The sequence below is a fragment of the Candidatus Komeilibacteria bacterium CG_4_10_14_0_2_um_filter_37_10 genome, from assembly GCA_002793075.1.
Taxonomy (GTDB): domain Bacteria; phylum Patescibacteriota; class Patescibacteriia; order UBA1558; family UBA1558; genus UM-FILTER-37-10.
Window position 1 is genome coordinate 24,560 of record PFPO01000046.1, and the last position, 17,731, is coordinate 42,290.

The window sequence follows — 17,731 nt, forward strand, 5'->3', positions numbered from 1 at the left end:
TATGCTATTAGGCAAAGAAGAAGTTTCTCCATATTCAAGTAGTTCAGTTGAGGTTAAAAAACAGACCGACGCAGAGAAAGAGCAGATAAAGAAAATAGCTGCTGATTTTTTATTAGCCACTGGAAATAGTAAATTATCGATTGAGCAGAAAGCTTGGCTCGAGCAAGAAGTGGCCGGCGAGCAGAAAAAATATTTAGAGCAACTGGCGACAATAGATCAGGATATTGATTTATTGTCCCAACAAGAAGCTGGTGGCTATGGATACAGTGAGTATAGTAGTGAGGAAGCTAAGAATATTATTAATTCATCAGTCCCACAGATAGTTGGCGCTTTTCAGCTCAAGGTTGAGGAGCTAGCTAGTACTGTGCATAATTTACAAAAACAGGAAGTAGCTTATCAAGAAAGAGGTGCATTGACGCATTTAGAAAGAGATCCCCAATACCAAAGTTATTATCATTATTATTCACAAGAATTGCAGAAAGATCCGAAAAAATTTTTACAATCTGATAAGTTTAATTTTACTACCCAAAATTGGGACGGTTGGAGTTTACCCGACGATCTATTGCGCCAGGGAGTTAGCAATGTGCTAGTGAGTAAACAACGAGAATTAGAGCGGGGTATTAGTAATGGACAAGTAACAAAAGCAACAGAAAAATTAGCCATCCTGCAAGCAGTTAATGGCTGGCTGGATAGTTTAAAGCAATTAGCAGAGCGTCAAGAAATACTTAATGCTCCTGAGCGAAACAACGAAAGTTTAAAAACAATTGATCAAGACTGGCTACGTTTAGAGCAAAAATATCAGGAAACTAAGGAGTATGTGCATGATAAAGTGCTGGACCCAGAATATTTGCGGGAATTTGATGACGCCTTAGTTGAAGAGTATCAAATGGTTATCAGGAAGAAAGAAGAGAAGGTTAAAAAAATAAACAAATCTTGGCAACAAGAAGCCAAAGAAATTCTTAACTCAACCCAGTTGCAAGAGCGTCAGCAGAAGTTAGTAACGGATGTCCAGTTATTATTTGCCGATTTTGCAGAATTTCTCGAAATACAAAGCAAGGCAGTTGATAGTGCTACGAAAAATATTGAACAAGGAAAATTAGCTCAAGCCTTTTCTGAACAAGTTCAGAGTAGTAAAACAGTAGACTCAATGATTTCTTGTTTGGAGTTTATTAATGACGAAGCTTTAAAGAACAAAGAGAAAATTATTCAAAAAATTAAATTTTTATTTGCTCCCGAACGTATGATCGCTGAAGAGCTCGCACAAGTGGGTGAGGAGAAGTTACTGCGAGGTATTCCTAATGACTTTGGTATTCGTGAGCAGGTTTTGGATCTATTAAAAAAGAAAATTGGTTCTGGTGAAATTAAAGAAGGGGAAGAGCTGGTTATCGGGGAAGCGGGGAATCAGGAAATCAGGGAATCAGGTCATCAGGATATCGGGAAGTCAGAGGATCAGGAAATCAGGGAAACGGGTAATCAGGAAAGTAGTACGCTAGTGAATCAGGAAATCGAGGCAGCTGGTGATACAGCAGACAAGACGCAAAATATGGAGCAGGTAATTGATCGAGAAGACAAAAATTATCAAGTATTAAGTTTAGTAATTGAGCAAGCAAAAATATTGATTGCCGAGAATCAAAAAAAATATAGCAGTAGTGATTATTTTAACAAGAAAGATTTGCTAGCTAAGTTAGAAGCTATGAGTATGTCCAGAAAGCAGGCAGAGTGGGCTCTTAATCAGTTAAAGAGGCAAAGCATACTGGATGTGCAAGAGGTAGTAGGCAATAAGCCAGAGCAAAAATTTTATCGTTGGCGGTTAACTGGTCAGGAGTTAGTTAAACCCGTTAGAGAATCAGGGAGCCAGGAAATTGGGGAAACGGGAAATCAGGAAATCGGGAAATTAGAGGATCAAAATGTTGGGGAATCGGGAAAGCGGGAAAATAGTACGCCAGAGAATCAGGAAATTGGGGTATCAGGAAAGCAGGAGACCAGGGAGTCTGGCAATCAGAGTAGTGAAGTGCCAGATAAAAATAACTCGGCCTTAGAAGTTGTGAAACCAGAACAACAAAATACTGCAGAAATACCGCCGGTTGCAGCAGTGGAATATCAAAAGTTTTTAGATTATCCGGAAGTGCAAGCCTTTTTGGAAAAGTTGCAATGGTCAGATTTAAGTGATCCAGTAAAATTAAGAAAAGAGCTGGAAACTGTTTTTAGTAATGTCAAATTATATGCGGAAACAACCAATGCGGAAAAATTCTCTGCTGGCTTTATTGATAAGTATTTAGAAAATATATATAGTCGAACCACTCTCTATTTACAACAAAAAGTGGCGGAACAAAAAAATCAATCATCCAGTTTATCCAAATTTTTTAGTCGGGAAGGTAAAAAGTTTGGTTTAGGTGTGACTGGTGGCGCTGTTTATGCCAGTTGTCGTTTAGCTATTGCCGGTGCAGTTAGTGTCTTTACTACCGTGACTACCCCAATTTCATTAGTTATTGGCGGTCTAGCCGGCGGCGTTAACGCTGTAATTAACGATGCCACAAAAAAGATTTGGCACAAAGATCAGGCTCAGCAAATTTCTACTTTACTCAAAAAAGTAAAAAATAAAAATCAAGAATGGCCAGAGTTAAAACAGCAAATCACGGATACGCTTGGTGAATTATATTTACATGATTGTCGTTGGACAGAAGATTTAAGTAAAGTTTATGAAATAGACGAGGACTATCAGAGGTATTTAAATGAGCGGTTAAAAAATGGTGAGGTTAATTTGAAACCAGAGCAGTATGGTGTTCGTATTAGTGAAAAAGGCGACGAGCAATTATACGGCCTAGCGGCCATTAATATTGCCAAATTAGCACAATCATCTTGGCGCATAAATTTGGGTTATCAACAAGACAAAGATAGTCAAGTGAGAAAACAAAAAGATGCTCAAGAAAGACAAGATTTATTAAAAACAATGATTGCCACCGGTGAATTGGAAGTTTATTTTACTTATCAGCTGGAGAAAACGATTAAGGAATTGAAAGTTAAAATCGGTACTGTACCACCAGAGCAACAAGTTGATTTGGAAAAACAAATTGTACGTGACGCGCAATTAATGGTAGAAAATCAGATGAATGTTTTATTGGGCGATGTCATGACGCAAGAAAAGATAACAGGTTCTACGGATGGTGAGAAAAGTATTTTTCGGGACAGTTATTTAGCAAAGTTGTGGCAAGATGGTGAAAAATATCAGTCACTGGGTATGGTTAAGAAATTTGCTGGTGGTTTTGCCAGTGGTGCCGTTGCTGGCATGGCTTATTCCAATATTTATGCCGGTAGTATTTATGGTGCCTTGATGAAATTTAGAAGTACCATGCGCTCGGAACTATCACAGATGACCAGGCAGGAAATAATTAAAACTGCTGGCGAATTATACCAGAAGATAAATGGTGCTATTGGGAATATTGAAAATTATAATCAGGAAGAAGTTAAAAATATTATTACTGAAACCAAAGCCCGTATCAAGCTACCAGACATCAAAGAGCACGAACGTATCTTATTAGAAAATGGTATTGATAAATTGCGTACTAAATTTGCGCGCTCGCAAGCACTAGGGCAAATAACACAAGAAACAACACTGAGCTTAGAGGCCATGGCCAAGAGTATGGTTGGTGGCAAAGAAGAGCAAGACAAAATAGCTCGGGATTTATTAAAGAGAAATAAAAAAGCCGGCAACATTGTTCAGTTGTGTCAGAAATTTGGTCAACTCTCAGCGGAAACTAAATTCAAATTGCTCGGTAAGGCATTAGTTGAGGGTATGAAGGGTGGCGCAGCCTTTGCTTTGGGCGGTGGTTTGGTTAGCTATTTTGGTGGTGCTGTGGGTATTATGCCAGAAACCGGATTTGATCAGGTGGTGAACAGAACTATCAACGGCGCGTTTCTAAATTTATCAATAGTTGGCGGTCAACACAGTGGAAATGTTGAAAAGTCAGAGCATCAGGTTGCCGGGGAACCAGGAAATCAGGAGAGCGGGGAAGCAGGAGATCAGGGTATTGGGAAACCAGAGCGTCAGGAGATCGGAAAATCAGAAGATCAGGTTACTGGTGAATCAGCACCAAAGCATCAAGAAATGACTTTGGCGATTGGAAAAGACGGTAATTATCAACACGGCGATCAGGGTTTTAGGCATTTGATGGTAGAGGCAGCACCGAAAGAAATATATCAAGATGGCGTAGTAGATGCTAAAGACGCTGCATATTTAGAGTATATGTTGGCGGTAACCAGAGAATTAGCGCAGGGACACCCAGTAGCTGGCTTTGACCCGCAGGCGGTACAAGAATTTGTGACTTTTGATGGTAAAGAAATACATATTAGTGATTATCAAAAATTTGAAACTTTTATTCAAGGTGATTTATTTCATCGTGCGGAGAATGTTATTACCGACCGCAGCGATGTTTTTGCTTATGTTGATGACACCAGTCAAAAGGTTTGGCGGAGTGCTTTTGCAGAAAAAGGTGCGAATATTGTGGTCGAGGACTTTTCTCAGGATGCCAGAGTTATTGCTGCTGAACAACGAGTTGATCAGCAAAATGAAGTAGTCCGAGATTATCAGCAGCACTTTAATCAAATACCACACCAAGGCAACATTGAGGTTGTGTCAGGATCGGGTAGTACGGAAGTTAAATTAGTAAATGGTCAGGAAGCTTATAATTTTAAAATAGAACACGGTGTGGTGACGGCTTTTAATGGACAAGAGTTACCCAGCTCCGTTAGTCGCACCGAAGATTTGGTGCAAGCTGTTAATCATAATTTATTGATTACTCATCAAATACCTGAGAATAAGATCGTAAGCTATCAGCAAGTAGCAGAAAAACTGGGAGTTATTAACCCCGGTCACGCTTTTGTTGATCCGGGCGATGCTAAATTATTACAGTACATTGAGGGAACAACGGCTTTCAAATCAGAACAAACAGCACCCTATCAGCAAGCGGAAATTAGAGATTTGGCTAAGGATATTATTGTCACGGACGGTGATAAAGTATTGCAATACGTGGATAATACTACCAATCATTTCTCGGATCCAAAAACAGTAGCCGCTTTTTCGTTGGCGGAGCTGCGAGAGTTTGGCTCGGAGCACTCGGCAGAATTAACAAGCGCTGTTCGTGATGGTGTGGTTGATCAAAATTTAACCCACGCACAATTGTTATTAAATTTACATCAGCAAAGCAGTGGTCAGTTATTAACCAACTCCATTGTCGATAGCAATCCAGAGTCATTGCAATTGATGTTACATAATCAGGAAATAAATTTAAATCAAGCAGACAAAATTCAGCAACTAGAAAATAAAGTTACCAGTAGTTTGGAGTTGTCGGCTGATCAAGTATCGCAACAAGCTCTCTATGATTTACAAAAAGCCCATATTACCGTTGAGGTGCCAGCTAGTAATGAGATAAAGATTAATTTACCTAGCGATCTAAACGCCCATGATTTACTGCCGAATGGCGGTGTATTAATCATGGAAAAAGTTGGTGGTGAATTGCAACTGCATCTGGAAACCAGCAGTAATAAGTGGCTAGACTCAGAAACAAGTACATTTGTGCCAAAAGATTTTTGGCAGCAAGCGGATGAACAAACAATGATTAATCACTTTCACAATTTGGTAGGTAAAGAGATTATTCAGAATAAAATGGCCAGTGAATTAGAATTAGCCCGACAAGAACAAGGTATTTTTAGTATTTTGACTATTGATCTCGACGCGCGCTATGATCGGGGATTTAATAAATTAAGCGCCGGCGATGTTTTAATAAGTCAAGAAAATTTTGTTCAAGGCATGAATGAATTCGGCCGGGCCAATAGTTTGCCAGTCACGGGCCAAGAAGATAATTTAATAGATCAGTATCAAATTATTCATAAGTATTTAACAGGGGGAAAAACAGAGTTGATTAACGAGAATATGAATAATTATTTAACGCATCATCAGCCACAGCTCAGTGAGGATGTTAGGCATTATTTGGGTCGGATGGTTGGTGAGGTGTCGTCAGGCGTATTGCCAGAGTTAAAAAGTAATGAACCAGTTTCAGAATTACCAAACCTGAAAGATATTATACCCACCGGCGAGTTACCAGATTTGCACCAAACCAATGATGTGAAAATAGGGGAGTTGCCGTTACTCAAAGAAGATGGTAGCGGTCAAAAAGAGGAAAAAACTACCACCATTAATGATGCTGACAAAAAAGCGACTATTCACGAGAGTAAAGAGGTGCAAGGTAATACGATTATTGAACGCTCATCAGTTGAGGCACAAATGAATGGTGCGGTTATTAGTAAATATTATAACGAAGTGCGGCACGACGTGCTCAGCAAAGAAATTGACTCTTTGGATGATTGGCGAGATAAATTTTCGGAAATCAAAAAAGAATATACGGGCAATGGTGAACTAACGCCCATGGAAAATAAATCTTTGGAATTATCTTTCAAGAGTATTGAAAAAGGAGGTTCATTTGTCGAAGATAAAATCAGAATGGATGTAACAGCGATGTTGTCGCGGTGGAATAAAAAAGAGTAATATTAGATAAATAAACCCCATACCGTACGGTATGGGGTTTATGCTAATAGATTTATTTGACTAAATCAACGATTGCTTTGAAAACCGCCGGATACTTAATAGCTAGTTCACTTAAGACCTTGCGATCTAAGATAATATTATGTTTCTTCAGGGCGTCAATGAAGCGACTATAAGTTAAACCATACTCACGAACTGCAGCATTCAAACGAACGTTCCAGAGAGCACGACTGACAGCTTTTTTCTGGCGACGAGCTCGAAGAGCATGGGCACCAGCTTTTTTAACGGCAGTTTTGGCTAAACGAATGGTGCCTTTACGACTCCAACGATATCCTTTGACTGCTTTTCTTAGTTTTTTTCTTTTTTTAACATGAGTGACACCTCTTTTAACTCTAGGCATATAGGATGTTAATTATTGATTATTAATAAAATTTAGTAATTATGCGGCATGCCGGCAATAACTGCTCGACGATGAACTCCTGCTAAGTTAATATCCCGTCGCTTATTTCTCTTTTTTTTGCCTGTTTGACGGGCATTGAAGTGGTCTTGCGCACCAGCTCGTACCTTTATTTTTTTATTCTTGGTTACTTTAATCCTTTTAACTAAAGCTTTTCTTGTTTTTAACTTCATATAGTTTAATTTATATTAGCGATAAATAAGATATTTTCTATAAAATTGGCGGGGAAAGGCTATTTTTTACTGAATTGAGTGGAAATAGTCGGTCCTTTGCGTAATGTTGGCTGATCGATTTTAACAGCGATGGGCATAGTAGCGACAAAGTCTTCAACAATTTTTTTGGCTAGATCACCATGTTCTTTTTCACGGCCCCGTAAGAAAAGCTCGACTCGGACAATATCACCGCGTTCAATAAACTTAGTGGCTTGTTTTTGTCTGGTTAAAATGTCGCCTTTGCCTATTTTGAAGGTTAGACGAATGTTTTTGAGCTCTACTTTTTTGGATTTTTGCCTGGCTGTTTGTTGTTGTCTGTTAATGGAGTATAAATACTGACCATAATCAAGTATTTTGCAAACAGGTGGCTGGGAAGTGGGATTAACCTCCACCAAATCCAGTCCCGCAGCAATAGCCATTTGTTGAGCCTCACTCAAAGCAAGGGATTTGTGAATTTGGTTTAGTTGATCGATCAAAAAGATCGGATCGCTTTTGATAGCACGATTAATCCGTAGATTTTTTGACGTGTTAATGTTTTTTGTAATTAATAATTAAATATCAAACTTTAATTTTATTGATCTAGGCGCCAGAAGATAAAATTGGCCATTGTTTTTTTTGGTGGAGATGGTGGGTAGTGCGCCCACGTGCGATTAATAGAGAATTTCTAGCGCTACAATCATAGTTTGTTAGTTTGTTTCTCGCAAAGGAAATTAACAAACAACTTATACCTTTGTAAGATCCTCAATTGTCTTAGTTCAGCCTCCTTGAGGAAAGAAGGATGAAAGCAACTCATCTTCATGACGCTTCCTAACCCCAACAATGAGCGATCAGGGGAAACGGTCGCGGCCAGTATTAGGCAGCAACGAAAGCCGGTTGCATCAAGTTAAAAGCTGATTTAACCTTAGCCAAGATATTGTTGGCATTTATATTTGTTGGCTATTTATTTAGGTGTGTTAGACCAAACACCGATTGCTCCGGAAATTCGATATTTAACCGGCGAATTAAAACATCCCCGTATTAATATCTGTTACTAAATAATAATTTAAAGTACAAAATTTGTGATTAACGGGCAATAGATCGTTGAATATTGCGATCCAGCTCGCGTTTTTTGATCTTATCTCGCTTATCAAACTTGGTTAAACCTTGTGCTAAGCCGATTTCAATTTTGATCAATCTTTGCTTAGTATATACAGAAAGAGGTATTATTGTCAACCCGGGACTTGATAATTTTCCCGCCAAAGTAGATAGTTCTTTACGTTTTAGTAACAAGGATCTGGTTCTTTCTGGATTGTAGTTTCTTTGGGCGTAACCACTTTTTTGATAAGCGTTTATTTTACAACTCTTTAATACTAACTGTGGTTTATTATTATGATATTCTAAACTAATAAAACTACCAGTAAGATTAATCTGACCATTTTTTACGGATTTAACCTCTGGGCCTGTTAGTTTAATACCAGCTTCCCAGTGATCAATAATCTTGTAGTTAAACAATCCTTTTTTGTTAGTGGCGATTTGATAGTCGTGCATACGGTAATTATATAATTAAATGAGTGATAAGAGAAATAAGACCGGGTGATCAGGGAATCGGGTTAAGGATATGGTGACAGGAGGGGTTTGCCCGCCAAAGGCGGGTCTGCCTTCTCACCACGCTAGCGCTTTGGCGCAGCGGGTGGCGGATCGTTGTTCGCTCGCAATGACAGACGGGGTTTGAGTTAGTGCTGGGCTCTGGATACTGGATCAAGTCCGGTGTGACAGTGGGGTGAGTATTGTAATGGACATTTGAGCTAGCGCTGACAAACAAAGCATTGTCTTTCTGTCCGCCTTCTCACCACGCTAGCGCTTTGGCGCAGCGGGTGGCTGAAGCTAACGCTTGGGCTCTGGATTGCTTCACCCGCCTTTAGCGGGATTCGCAATGACAGACGACGGTGGATGTAGGAAACGACATTACTAAAGAAAGAACGTTAACCGCTCAGACAAGCTGAGAGACTTCTCTCCAGCCTTTCGCTTGTCCAGCCTTTCGCGAAAGGCTGGACGGAGGGCTGGATCGAAGTGACAAAAGGGTAGTGGACAGGCAATGACAGGCGTTGATTGAGGGGGAAACAGGGAAATGGATAAGAAATGAATAAGTTTAAGCAATATAGTGAAACTAATTGACCAGAAGGAGCAATTATTATATTCTAAAGCTAACATTTAGCCAAAATTAATCAACATTTATGACTACCAAAGAAAAAATTCAAATAATTATCCAGCGGGCAGTGCAGAAAATATCATGGCCCCCAGATGTGTCATTAGAAATTAATTATCCCAGCAGTATTAACTTTGGTCATTACAGTTGTAATATTGCTATGATTTTGGCGCGTTCCTTAAAGAAGTCACCGCAAGAATTAGCTCAGGAGCTAAAGACCGAGTTATTAAAAGACCAGGAAGTGCTAACGACGTTTAGTAAAGTAGAGGTTGCGGGACCCGGGTTTCTTAACTTTCACTTAAGTACTAGGTATTTAGAGCAGGAATTGTTAGCTATTAATAAGCAAAAAGCTAAATATGGCCAAAGTAAGTTAGCAAAAAAAGAAAAGGTAATGATTGAATTTATTTCTGCTAATCCTACAGGTCCTTTGACGCTAGCCAATGGCCGCGGTGGTTTTTGCGGTGATGTACTGGCCAATGTGCTGCAACGATGTGGCTACACTGTTAGTCGAGAGTATTATATTAACGACGCCGGCAACCAGATTGTTACTCTCGGTAAGTCAGTATTGGCTGCGGCCAAGAAAATTCCTGATGATGAAAGCTATTATCACGGTGAGTATATTAAGGATTGGTTGCAGCAGCGGCAGTTAAAACTAGATAACTATCTCAATAAACCGGAGGAGTTAGGACAAAAGGTGGCTGAAGATATATTTACTCAATCAATCAAACCAGTAATTAGTTCCGGCATGAAGATTGCTTTTGATCGTTATTACTCAGAGTATCAAGAATTACATCAAAAAGATCAGATTAAAAAAGTATTAACTTTGTTAAAAAAGAGTGGTCATGTTTATCAGTCGGAGCAGGCTTGGTGGTTTGCCAGTACCAAGTTTGGTGATGATAAGGATCGAGTACTATTAACCGCTGATGAGCGGCCAACATATTTTTTGGTTGATATCGCTTATCATCTGGATAAAGCGCAGCGGGGATTTAATAACATGATTGATATCTGGGGCGCTGATCACGCTGGCTATGTGGCTCGTCTGAAGTCAGCCGTGAAAGTTATCCAACCGCAAGTTCAGCTGGAAGTAATTATTATGCAATTAGTGCGACTAATATCCGGCGGTAAAGAGTTTAAGATGTCCAAACGGCAGGGTACTTACGTAACGATGGATTATTTGTTAAAGATTTTACCACTGGATGTTGTGCGTTGGTTTTTTGTTATGTATACGGCCAATACTCATTTTGATTTTAATCTTGATTTAGCCAAAGACAAGTCGGAGAAGAACCCAGTTTATTATGTCCAATATGCCCATGCTCGCATTAGCAGTATTATCCATAAAACCGCGAAGCTGAAAATTAATAAAACCAGTTTGTCCGATGCGGAAGCTGAGGGCCTTTATTTACTACTGCGCTGGCCAGAATTACTTAAAGAGATAGGGGTAACTTGGCAGTTGAATTTGATAACCTCTTACCTCTTAGAGCTGACAAAAAGTTTTCATCAATACTACCAAGCTTATCGGGTTATGGAAAACGATGAGGTGGCCAGTCACAGACTGAATATCGTTAAAGGCTATCAAATAGTACTCGCTGACCTGCTAGCAACTTTGGGTATATCGGCGCCAGACAAAATGGAAAAATAATCATCGGTGTGGATAACTGTATCATGATTCATTGTAGCCGATAGTTGAAAATGTTAATAAAGTTTGTTCTAATATAATTATCGGATAGAGTAAATAGATCCGATATTAAGAAAATAGCGGGATTCTGCTATTTTTTTATTTTATCCAATAATAATTAATCGATATCGGTTCTTACCGATATTGCTACGGTGGCTGTTTTTTGCTATAATATGATTAGATTGATATTGGATATTCTGATTGCTCAAAGGCCCTCGCAGCATGATAGAATATCCGATATCTCTGTATATAGCACCGCAAATATGCGGTGTATATCAGCGGATAATTCTTACCCTTTGATATACGCCTCATAAGGCAGAAGTAAAAGCTAGTCCCCATGCCAAACAACCCGCAGTCACAAGTTGACCCGGTAGAGCGAGATATTGATGATAATTATTTATCACTCGCCCAAGCCAGCAAATATTGTAACTACTCGCAGGAGTATTTGTCTTTGCGCTGCCGACAAGGTAAATTAGTCGCTAAAAAGATTGGTCGTAACTGGTTTATTCACCGATCTTCACTGAGCAGCTATGTGGCTGAGAATGCCATTAGCTACAAGGGCAATAAGAAAGACGAGCTATTTGCCGATCGCTTAGTTGATGACGCGATCAATACCGAGGTTGTAAATAAAATTAGTCAGCTTAATCATAGCTTACAAAGAACTACTTTCAGTTTAGCTAAAACAAACGAGATTTCTCATTTGGCTAAAACGCAAAGTAGTTTTTTTGATCTTTATAAAATTTTGACTAGCAAAATAGCTTGGCGAAAGGCAATTGCCAGCTTTACACTTCTGACTTTACTTTCTTCTTCGCTGTATATCACACCAGCGGCGGCCGCCAGTTACAGCGAAGATCTTTCCAGTTTTGTTCGAGCCGCCAAAAAAGAAACTCAAGCTGTGGCTCAGACAGTCACAGCTTGGGGCAAAGCCAGCAAAGAGAAATTAGCTCAGTACCCGATTCTTAAACCAGTGATTGATTTGGCGGGCGCTAAAAATAATTTACGCAGCACGATCGCTAACTGGCAAGGATCAGTAGCGGAAAAAAAGCAGGAACAAAAAAATACCGGTACTGTTGTCAATCAGCAAGCTTGGGAAATAGCTAAAAATAAAATTAATAGTTATTGGCAATTACTACAGCTGACCGGTGAAGGATCAGTAGTCGCCAAAGCAAGTCTCGACTTTAGTCAATTAGTAGCTACCGATACCCTCAGTAATGACGTTGCTGTATTTTATCAAAAGATAAAAAAGAACAACCTAGCACTAGCTGCGCAGACGCTGGATAATTTAAATTTTGCTTTTGCTGATTTGATTGATAGCTATCAGCAGTCAATGCAATTTCGTGTCGCGAGAATAGACAGTCTGACCAATCAATTCGCTACCGGTCCACGCGTAGCTGGCGTGACAGCAAACTCTGATGAAAATAACAAATTATCCGCAGCCTCTTTCTGGCGGAATATTTTTGGTGCGGTAGGACAAGATCTAAGAACTATTGGTACCACGATTCGCGTAGCGAAACAAAATCTAATTTACGGTTCTAATAAAGTGGTTTGGGATTTTCGTAATCTTTCTACCACTACCCAAGATAATCTATCCCAAGCTGGCCAACGTTTGCAACGGGGACTGCAAATTTTGACACAGCATAGTTTTAGTAAGTTAGCTTCGCAACTGGAAACAACCCGTTACCTAGCAAGTAATTTGAAAACCACTATCTTTGGTAGCAAGAAAGCAGCCAACCGTTTGGTGCTGGAACCGTATTTGGAAAATTTTGTTAACCCCGATGGCAATACTGCTACTTCGCAACAGCTGACTCAGTCGCTAGCTACTCAGCCAGGACTACTTGATCAATGGCTGAAAGATTTATCGTTAACCTTAAATCGCGTACCAGGATTGGCTGGCCGCGATGGCAAAGACGGACAACCTGGTAAGAATGGCAAAGATGGACAGCCCGGTAAAGATGGCAAGGACGCTCAACAAATCGGATTGGATAGCAATAACCGTTGGACTGGCAGTAATATCTTCGAGAACCACGTTATGAACAATACGCAGAACGTTACTAACATTTTCAGTTCCAATATATCTTCCGCTGCCGATCTAGTGATTAATAACAAACTAACCGTTGGTGATGGCGAGCCTAATGATCGATTAACCATTAATGCTAATTCTACTTTTAATGGCAACGTAGTTATCAGTGGCGAATTGAACGCTACGAATTTGCATACACCATACAGCCACGTCATCACGGTAGCTAAGGGCGGTGGTGACTTCACAACTATCAAAGACGCTTTAAACAGCATTCATGATAATGTCAGTTCGGTAGTGGCGATTACTTCAGCTAATGGTCGCCTGTCGGATGTTACTTTTAGCAGTAGCCGATTAGTTGAAGATTATACTATTACCTTTACCTCGGGTACGGAATACTCAGTAGTTGGTTCTGTTTCTGGCGTTGAAGGAACTGGTACCTTGGGAACCGACTTTGTTTCTACTTCGGGTAAGCTGAGTATTCCCGCCAGTAATTTTGCGGGCAGTTGGTTGACAGGTGATGTCGCTACTATTTCTACCCAAGCTAGCCGTACACTCATTGTTGTGATGCCCGGCACTTATACGGAAGCTTCGCCATTGGTCATGAAAAGCTATGTGGACATTAAGGCCTATTCCTCAGACTGGCGTGATACTATTATCAAAAATGGTTCAGATACTAATTTGATAACTGCTGCCGACGTCAGTAGTGTAGCGGGATGTACTTTGCAGCTAGTGGGGACTACTGCTTCTGCCCGCTCCCTTGTTGACGTTGGTAGTATGAACTTTTTATTAATTAACAATAAACTGCTTTACGAAGGCACAACCGCTGGTTATGGCGCTAGTATTACTACTGGCACCTTAACTGTTGATGGTGGCGAGATGTCGAGCAGTGGCTTAGCACGGGCTATTTCTTTAACGGGTGCTGGGCAAGTAAATATTTGGAATAATAAATTATCAACCACCACCGCAGATTTGTATGCTGACGCTGGTACGATTAATTCTTTTTATAACCGACTGGAGGGCAGTGGTAACAACGTGCAAGTAGCCAGCGGCGCTGTTATTAATTCCCAAAGTGATTATTTGGATAGCACCAAAATTGTTTCTACGGGTCGCTTTAATCGTTTAGGTCAAGCTAAAAACACTTTGGTAGTAAGTACCGGACAAAATGGTGATTTTAATAGTATCACCGAAGCGTTGGCGGAAATTAATCGTCGAGCTGATGCTGCTGCGGCCAATCCCTACATCATCGAAGTATTACCCGGAGTCTATAACGAGGCCATTACCCTGTTGCCTTATGTTGATGTGATTGGTGTTGGCGGTGAACTCACTACTAAAATTACGCAAGTTGATGCTGATGTGGTAACCGCCGCGAGCAATGCCAAACTGTCGGGATTCACTTTAGAAATAACAGCGGCCACAGCAGCTCGTTCACTGGTTAATATTGCGGCCACCTCACCAACAATTGACCAGATTAAATTGGTTTATAGTGGCGGTACTAGCGGTTATGGCTTTTATATCACCACGGGCTCACCACGAATCAGTAATGTTTTAGCGAGCGGCGCAGCACTAGCGCGCGGTATCTGGCAAAGCGGTAATGGCACAACCACTCTAGAACATTCAGCTATTACTTCAGCCACGGATGATATTTTAGCGGAAGGTGGTACGATCAATTCTTATTTCAATGTTTTGAATGGTAGTAATAATTTTAATATTGCCCTGGGCGCCACCCTTAATTCTGGTAATGATATTTTTGATAGCAGCAAAGTTAGCTCTAGTGGTACATTTGCTCGTTTAGGCGAACCAGCTAACACTATCTATGTAGCCAAAGGACAAGCCGCTCACTACAACACCATTACCGAAGCACTGAACGCCATTACTAGCGCGACGGTTACCAACCCCTATGTGATTAAAATATTCCCTGGCGTTTACAATGAAGCAGTGACACTCAAAGAGTATGTTGATGTGGTGGCCATTGGTGACGTCCATAGTATTATTATTAAACAAACTGATAACCCGGTAATAACTGGGTCTTCTAACAGCACATTAAAAGGTATGACTCTGCAACTTGAGGGTGATACTACCGGTAAGGCGGTTGTGAGCTTGGGGACTAGCTCAACAGTGTTAGAAGATCTAGTTATCATCGGGACCAGCAATGTATCTACTGGCATTGCGGTCAGTACTGGCTCGTCAACTATTGAGCGTACAAATATTTCCAGCGTTGCTTATGGCGTGAATCATTCCGGCGCCAGTGGACAGACCACTCTGCGTAATAGCACGATCGTTGCCAGTACGGATGATATTTATATCAGTCAAGCCGGCGGTCAAGTACTATCTTATTTTAACCGGTTAAGCGGCAGTGGTAATCATTATCACACCATTGCCGGTACTACTTTAAAAGCAACCGGTGATATTACCACCACGACGACAGAAAATATTGTTAGTGGTACTACCGCGCCAGACTTTTTCCGTACCGGTCATATCATTCCATTGGAAAATAATATATTTGATTTGGGCGATGCGACGCATATTTGGCGCAGTGTTTATACAACGAACATAGTTTCACCTGGTGGTATTTTGGGAACAACGGCAGAAAATTTTGTTTTGAACACGGATAACGCTACCGCCGATAACGAAGCCATGAGTTTGGTTTTTGAAAGAGGAACGCTGACACCCAATGCTATATTGGGTTGGGATCAAATTAATGATCGTTTTACTTTTAATTATCCGATTAGAATAACTGATGGTGATGGCAGTGGTTCAACCTCGATTACTACGGACAGTATTAATTTGACGGTGGCCACGTATAATACCACCGGCGCTGCTGACCTCAACGTTATTTCAGCTAATGCTTTGAATTTAACTGGTGGAACTTCTCTGACAGCATTGGCAACAACCGGCGCTGCTAGTTTTGGCGCAGCAGCTGGCAATACAACTATCTCAGCCGGTGGCGCAACTTCCGACCTTACCTTAAACGCCGGCAGAAATCTCGATATGAACGCAGTTGGTAACATCACTGTGGATGGCGTTAACTACACGCTAACTACAACTGGTACAACTGGTGTAGATAGTACAGGCACGGTTACTGTGGATTCAGATACTAATGTTAATCTTGGTGGGCAGAAGATATCTTTAACAACAGATGGTGGCACCCTGGCTGATGGGGAACTGGACTTTACCTCATCCGGGAACATCGACATTAACGCTAACGATACTATCTCTATTGATGGCACCACATTTAACATCACAACTACGGCTAATTACTTAGCGACCATTGGTGGTAGTTATGGCGTTGATGCAGTTGGCGCCATTACGATGGACTCCGATTCCAATGTGGTAATTGGTGGTGCTGGTATCAGCATGACTTCTGATGGTGGCATCTTAGCAATACAAGGCGATGGTGTTAGTCATTTGGATGTTATAAATACAGGCGGCGCCATTGATATGGACAGCGCTACTTTGACAGTAGATACAACTTCCAATATGTCTTTGAGTGCTGCTGATGGTTCAGTAACTGTTCAGGCCGGTGGTGCGACAAATGGTGATATGAATTTAACTGCTGCCGACGATTTCGTTCTTAATGTAACCGGTACCGGCAATATTGATTTTGGCGAGAATATTACTTTTGATGTGAATAACACGGGTACTTTTAGTTTAAATACCAACAATGGTGCTCTTTCCATCCAAGCAGGTGGATTAGTTAACGGCGATCTTAACCTGACAGCTGCCGATGCCCTGACTCTCACTTCTGCGGGCCTGACTACCATGGATGTTAATGGTAATTTAGTCATCGACACTGAAGGCACAACCGCTATTACTTCGCTGGGTAACTATGGCTTAACAGTTAAGGGACCGGTACATATATTGCCCAAACTACAAATGGTGCCTTTACCTTAACTGCTGGTGGCGCAACATCTGACCTTACCTTAAACGCGGGCCGTAATTTAGATTTCAACGCCGTTGGTAACATCACTGTGGATGGTGTGAACTACACCCTCACTACAACCGGTACCACTGGCATAGATAGTACGGGTACTGTCACGGTTGACTCAGACACTAATGTTTCACTTGGCGGGCAGAAGATATCTTTAACAACAGATGGTGGCACCTTGGCTTCGGGGGAACTGGACTTTACCTCATCTGGGAACATCGACATTAACGCTAACGATACTATTACTATTGATGGCACCACATTTAACATCACAACTACAGCTAATTACTTAGCGACAGTTACTGGCACCTATGATGTCGATGCGACCGGTGCCATTACCATGGACTCGGACGCATCTGCTACCCTATCTGGCGCTGGTGTTAACCTGCTCTCCGATGGCGCCCATACTCTTACTTTAACCTCAGCTCAAGACATCGATGTTAATGCTGCCACTAACTTTACCCTGGACACAACAGATGGCAGTATTGCTTTACAAGCCTCCGGTGCCGTAAATGGCGACATCTCTTTAACAGCAGCAGATAACTTTGTCTTAAATGTGACCGGGACTGGTGACCTGGACTTTGGTGAGAGCACAACACTTAATGTCAATGGCACGGGCACCTTAGCTGTTAACACTAATGATGGCGCCATTACTATTCAATCTGGTGGCGCTGTTAACGGCGATCTTAATTTAACCGCAGCCGACGCTCTCACTTTAA

The 17,731-nt window shown here is 41.0% G+C and carries 8 protein-coding genes and 1 other RNA gene; 4 read left to right on the forward strand and 5 right to left on the reverse strand.

What is annotated here, in order from left to right; genetic code table 11:
• Position 1 precedes the first annotated feature (1 nt).
• On the forward strand, positions 2–6,541 hold the full coding sequence (locus COX77_02465; protein PIZ99139.1) for a hypothetical protein: 6,540 nt from the start codon (positions 2–4) through the stop codon (positions 6,539–6,541).
• Between the two features lie 52 nt (positions 6,542–6,593).
• Here COX77_02465 and COX77_02470 read toward each other — a convergent pair whose 3' ends face one another.
• From COX77_02470 to COX77_02490, 5 genes are all read right to left on the reverse strand, one after another.
• Entirely contained in the window at positions 6,594–6,938 is a 345-nt protein-coding gene (locus tag COX77_02470; GenBank protein PIZ99140.1) for a 50S ribosomal protein L20, read from the reverse strand.
• 32 nt (positions 6,939–6,970) lie between these two features.
• Positions 6,971–7,168 carry a 50S ribosomal protein L35 gene (locus tag COX77_02475; protein PIZ99141.1) on the reverse strand — a complete coding sequence of 66 codons (198 nt, stop codon included), beginning with the start codon at positions 7,166–7,168 and terminating at the stop codon, positions 6,971–6,973.
• 59 nt (positions 7,169–7,227) lie between these two features.
• Positions 7,228–7,752, reverse strand: coding sequence for a translation initiation factor IF-3 (gene infC, locus COX77_02480; GenBank protein PIZ99142.1), 525 nt, complete (start codon positions 7,750–7,752; stop codon positions 7,228–7,230).
• Positions 7,753–7,823: 71 nt separating this feature from the next.
• Positions 7,824–8,221, reverse strand: a transfer-messenger RNA (tmRNA) gene (gene ssrA, locus COX77_02485).
• Positions 8,222–8,269: 48 nt separating this feature from the next.
• The gene (locus tag COX77_02490) at positions 8,270–8,734 is read right to left on the reverse strand and encodes an SsrA-binding protein (protein PIZ99143.1); all 465 of its coding nucleotides are present in this window, start codon (positions 8,732–8,734) and stop codon (positions 8,270–8,272) included.
• 686 nt (positions 8,735–9,420) lie between these two features.
• On the opposite strand from COX77_02490, the gene COX77_02495 reads away from it, so the two are divergent.
• From COX77_02495 to COX77_02505, 3 genes are all read left to right on the forward strand, one after another.
• A complete protein-coding gene (locus COX77_02495; GenBank protein ID PIZ99144.1) occupies positions 9,421–11,031 on the forward strand; it encodes an arginine--tRNA ligase in 1,611 nt (536 codons plus the stop codon).
• Between the two features lie 373 nt (positions 11,032–11,404).
• Positions 11,405–16,978, forward strand: coding sequence for a hypothetical protein (locus tag COX77_02500; GenBank protein ID PIZ99145.1), 5,574 nt, complete (start codon positions 11,405–11,407; stop codon positions 16,976–16,978).
• A gap of 77 nt (positions 16,979–17,055) precedes the next feature.
• The coding region (locus COX77_02505; protein ID PIZ99146.1) for a hypothetical protein at positions 17,056–17,731 on the forward strand (676 nt) is incomplete at its 3' end.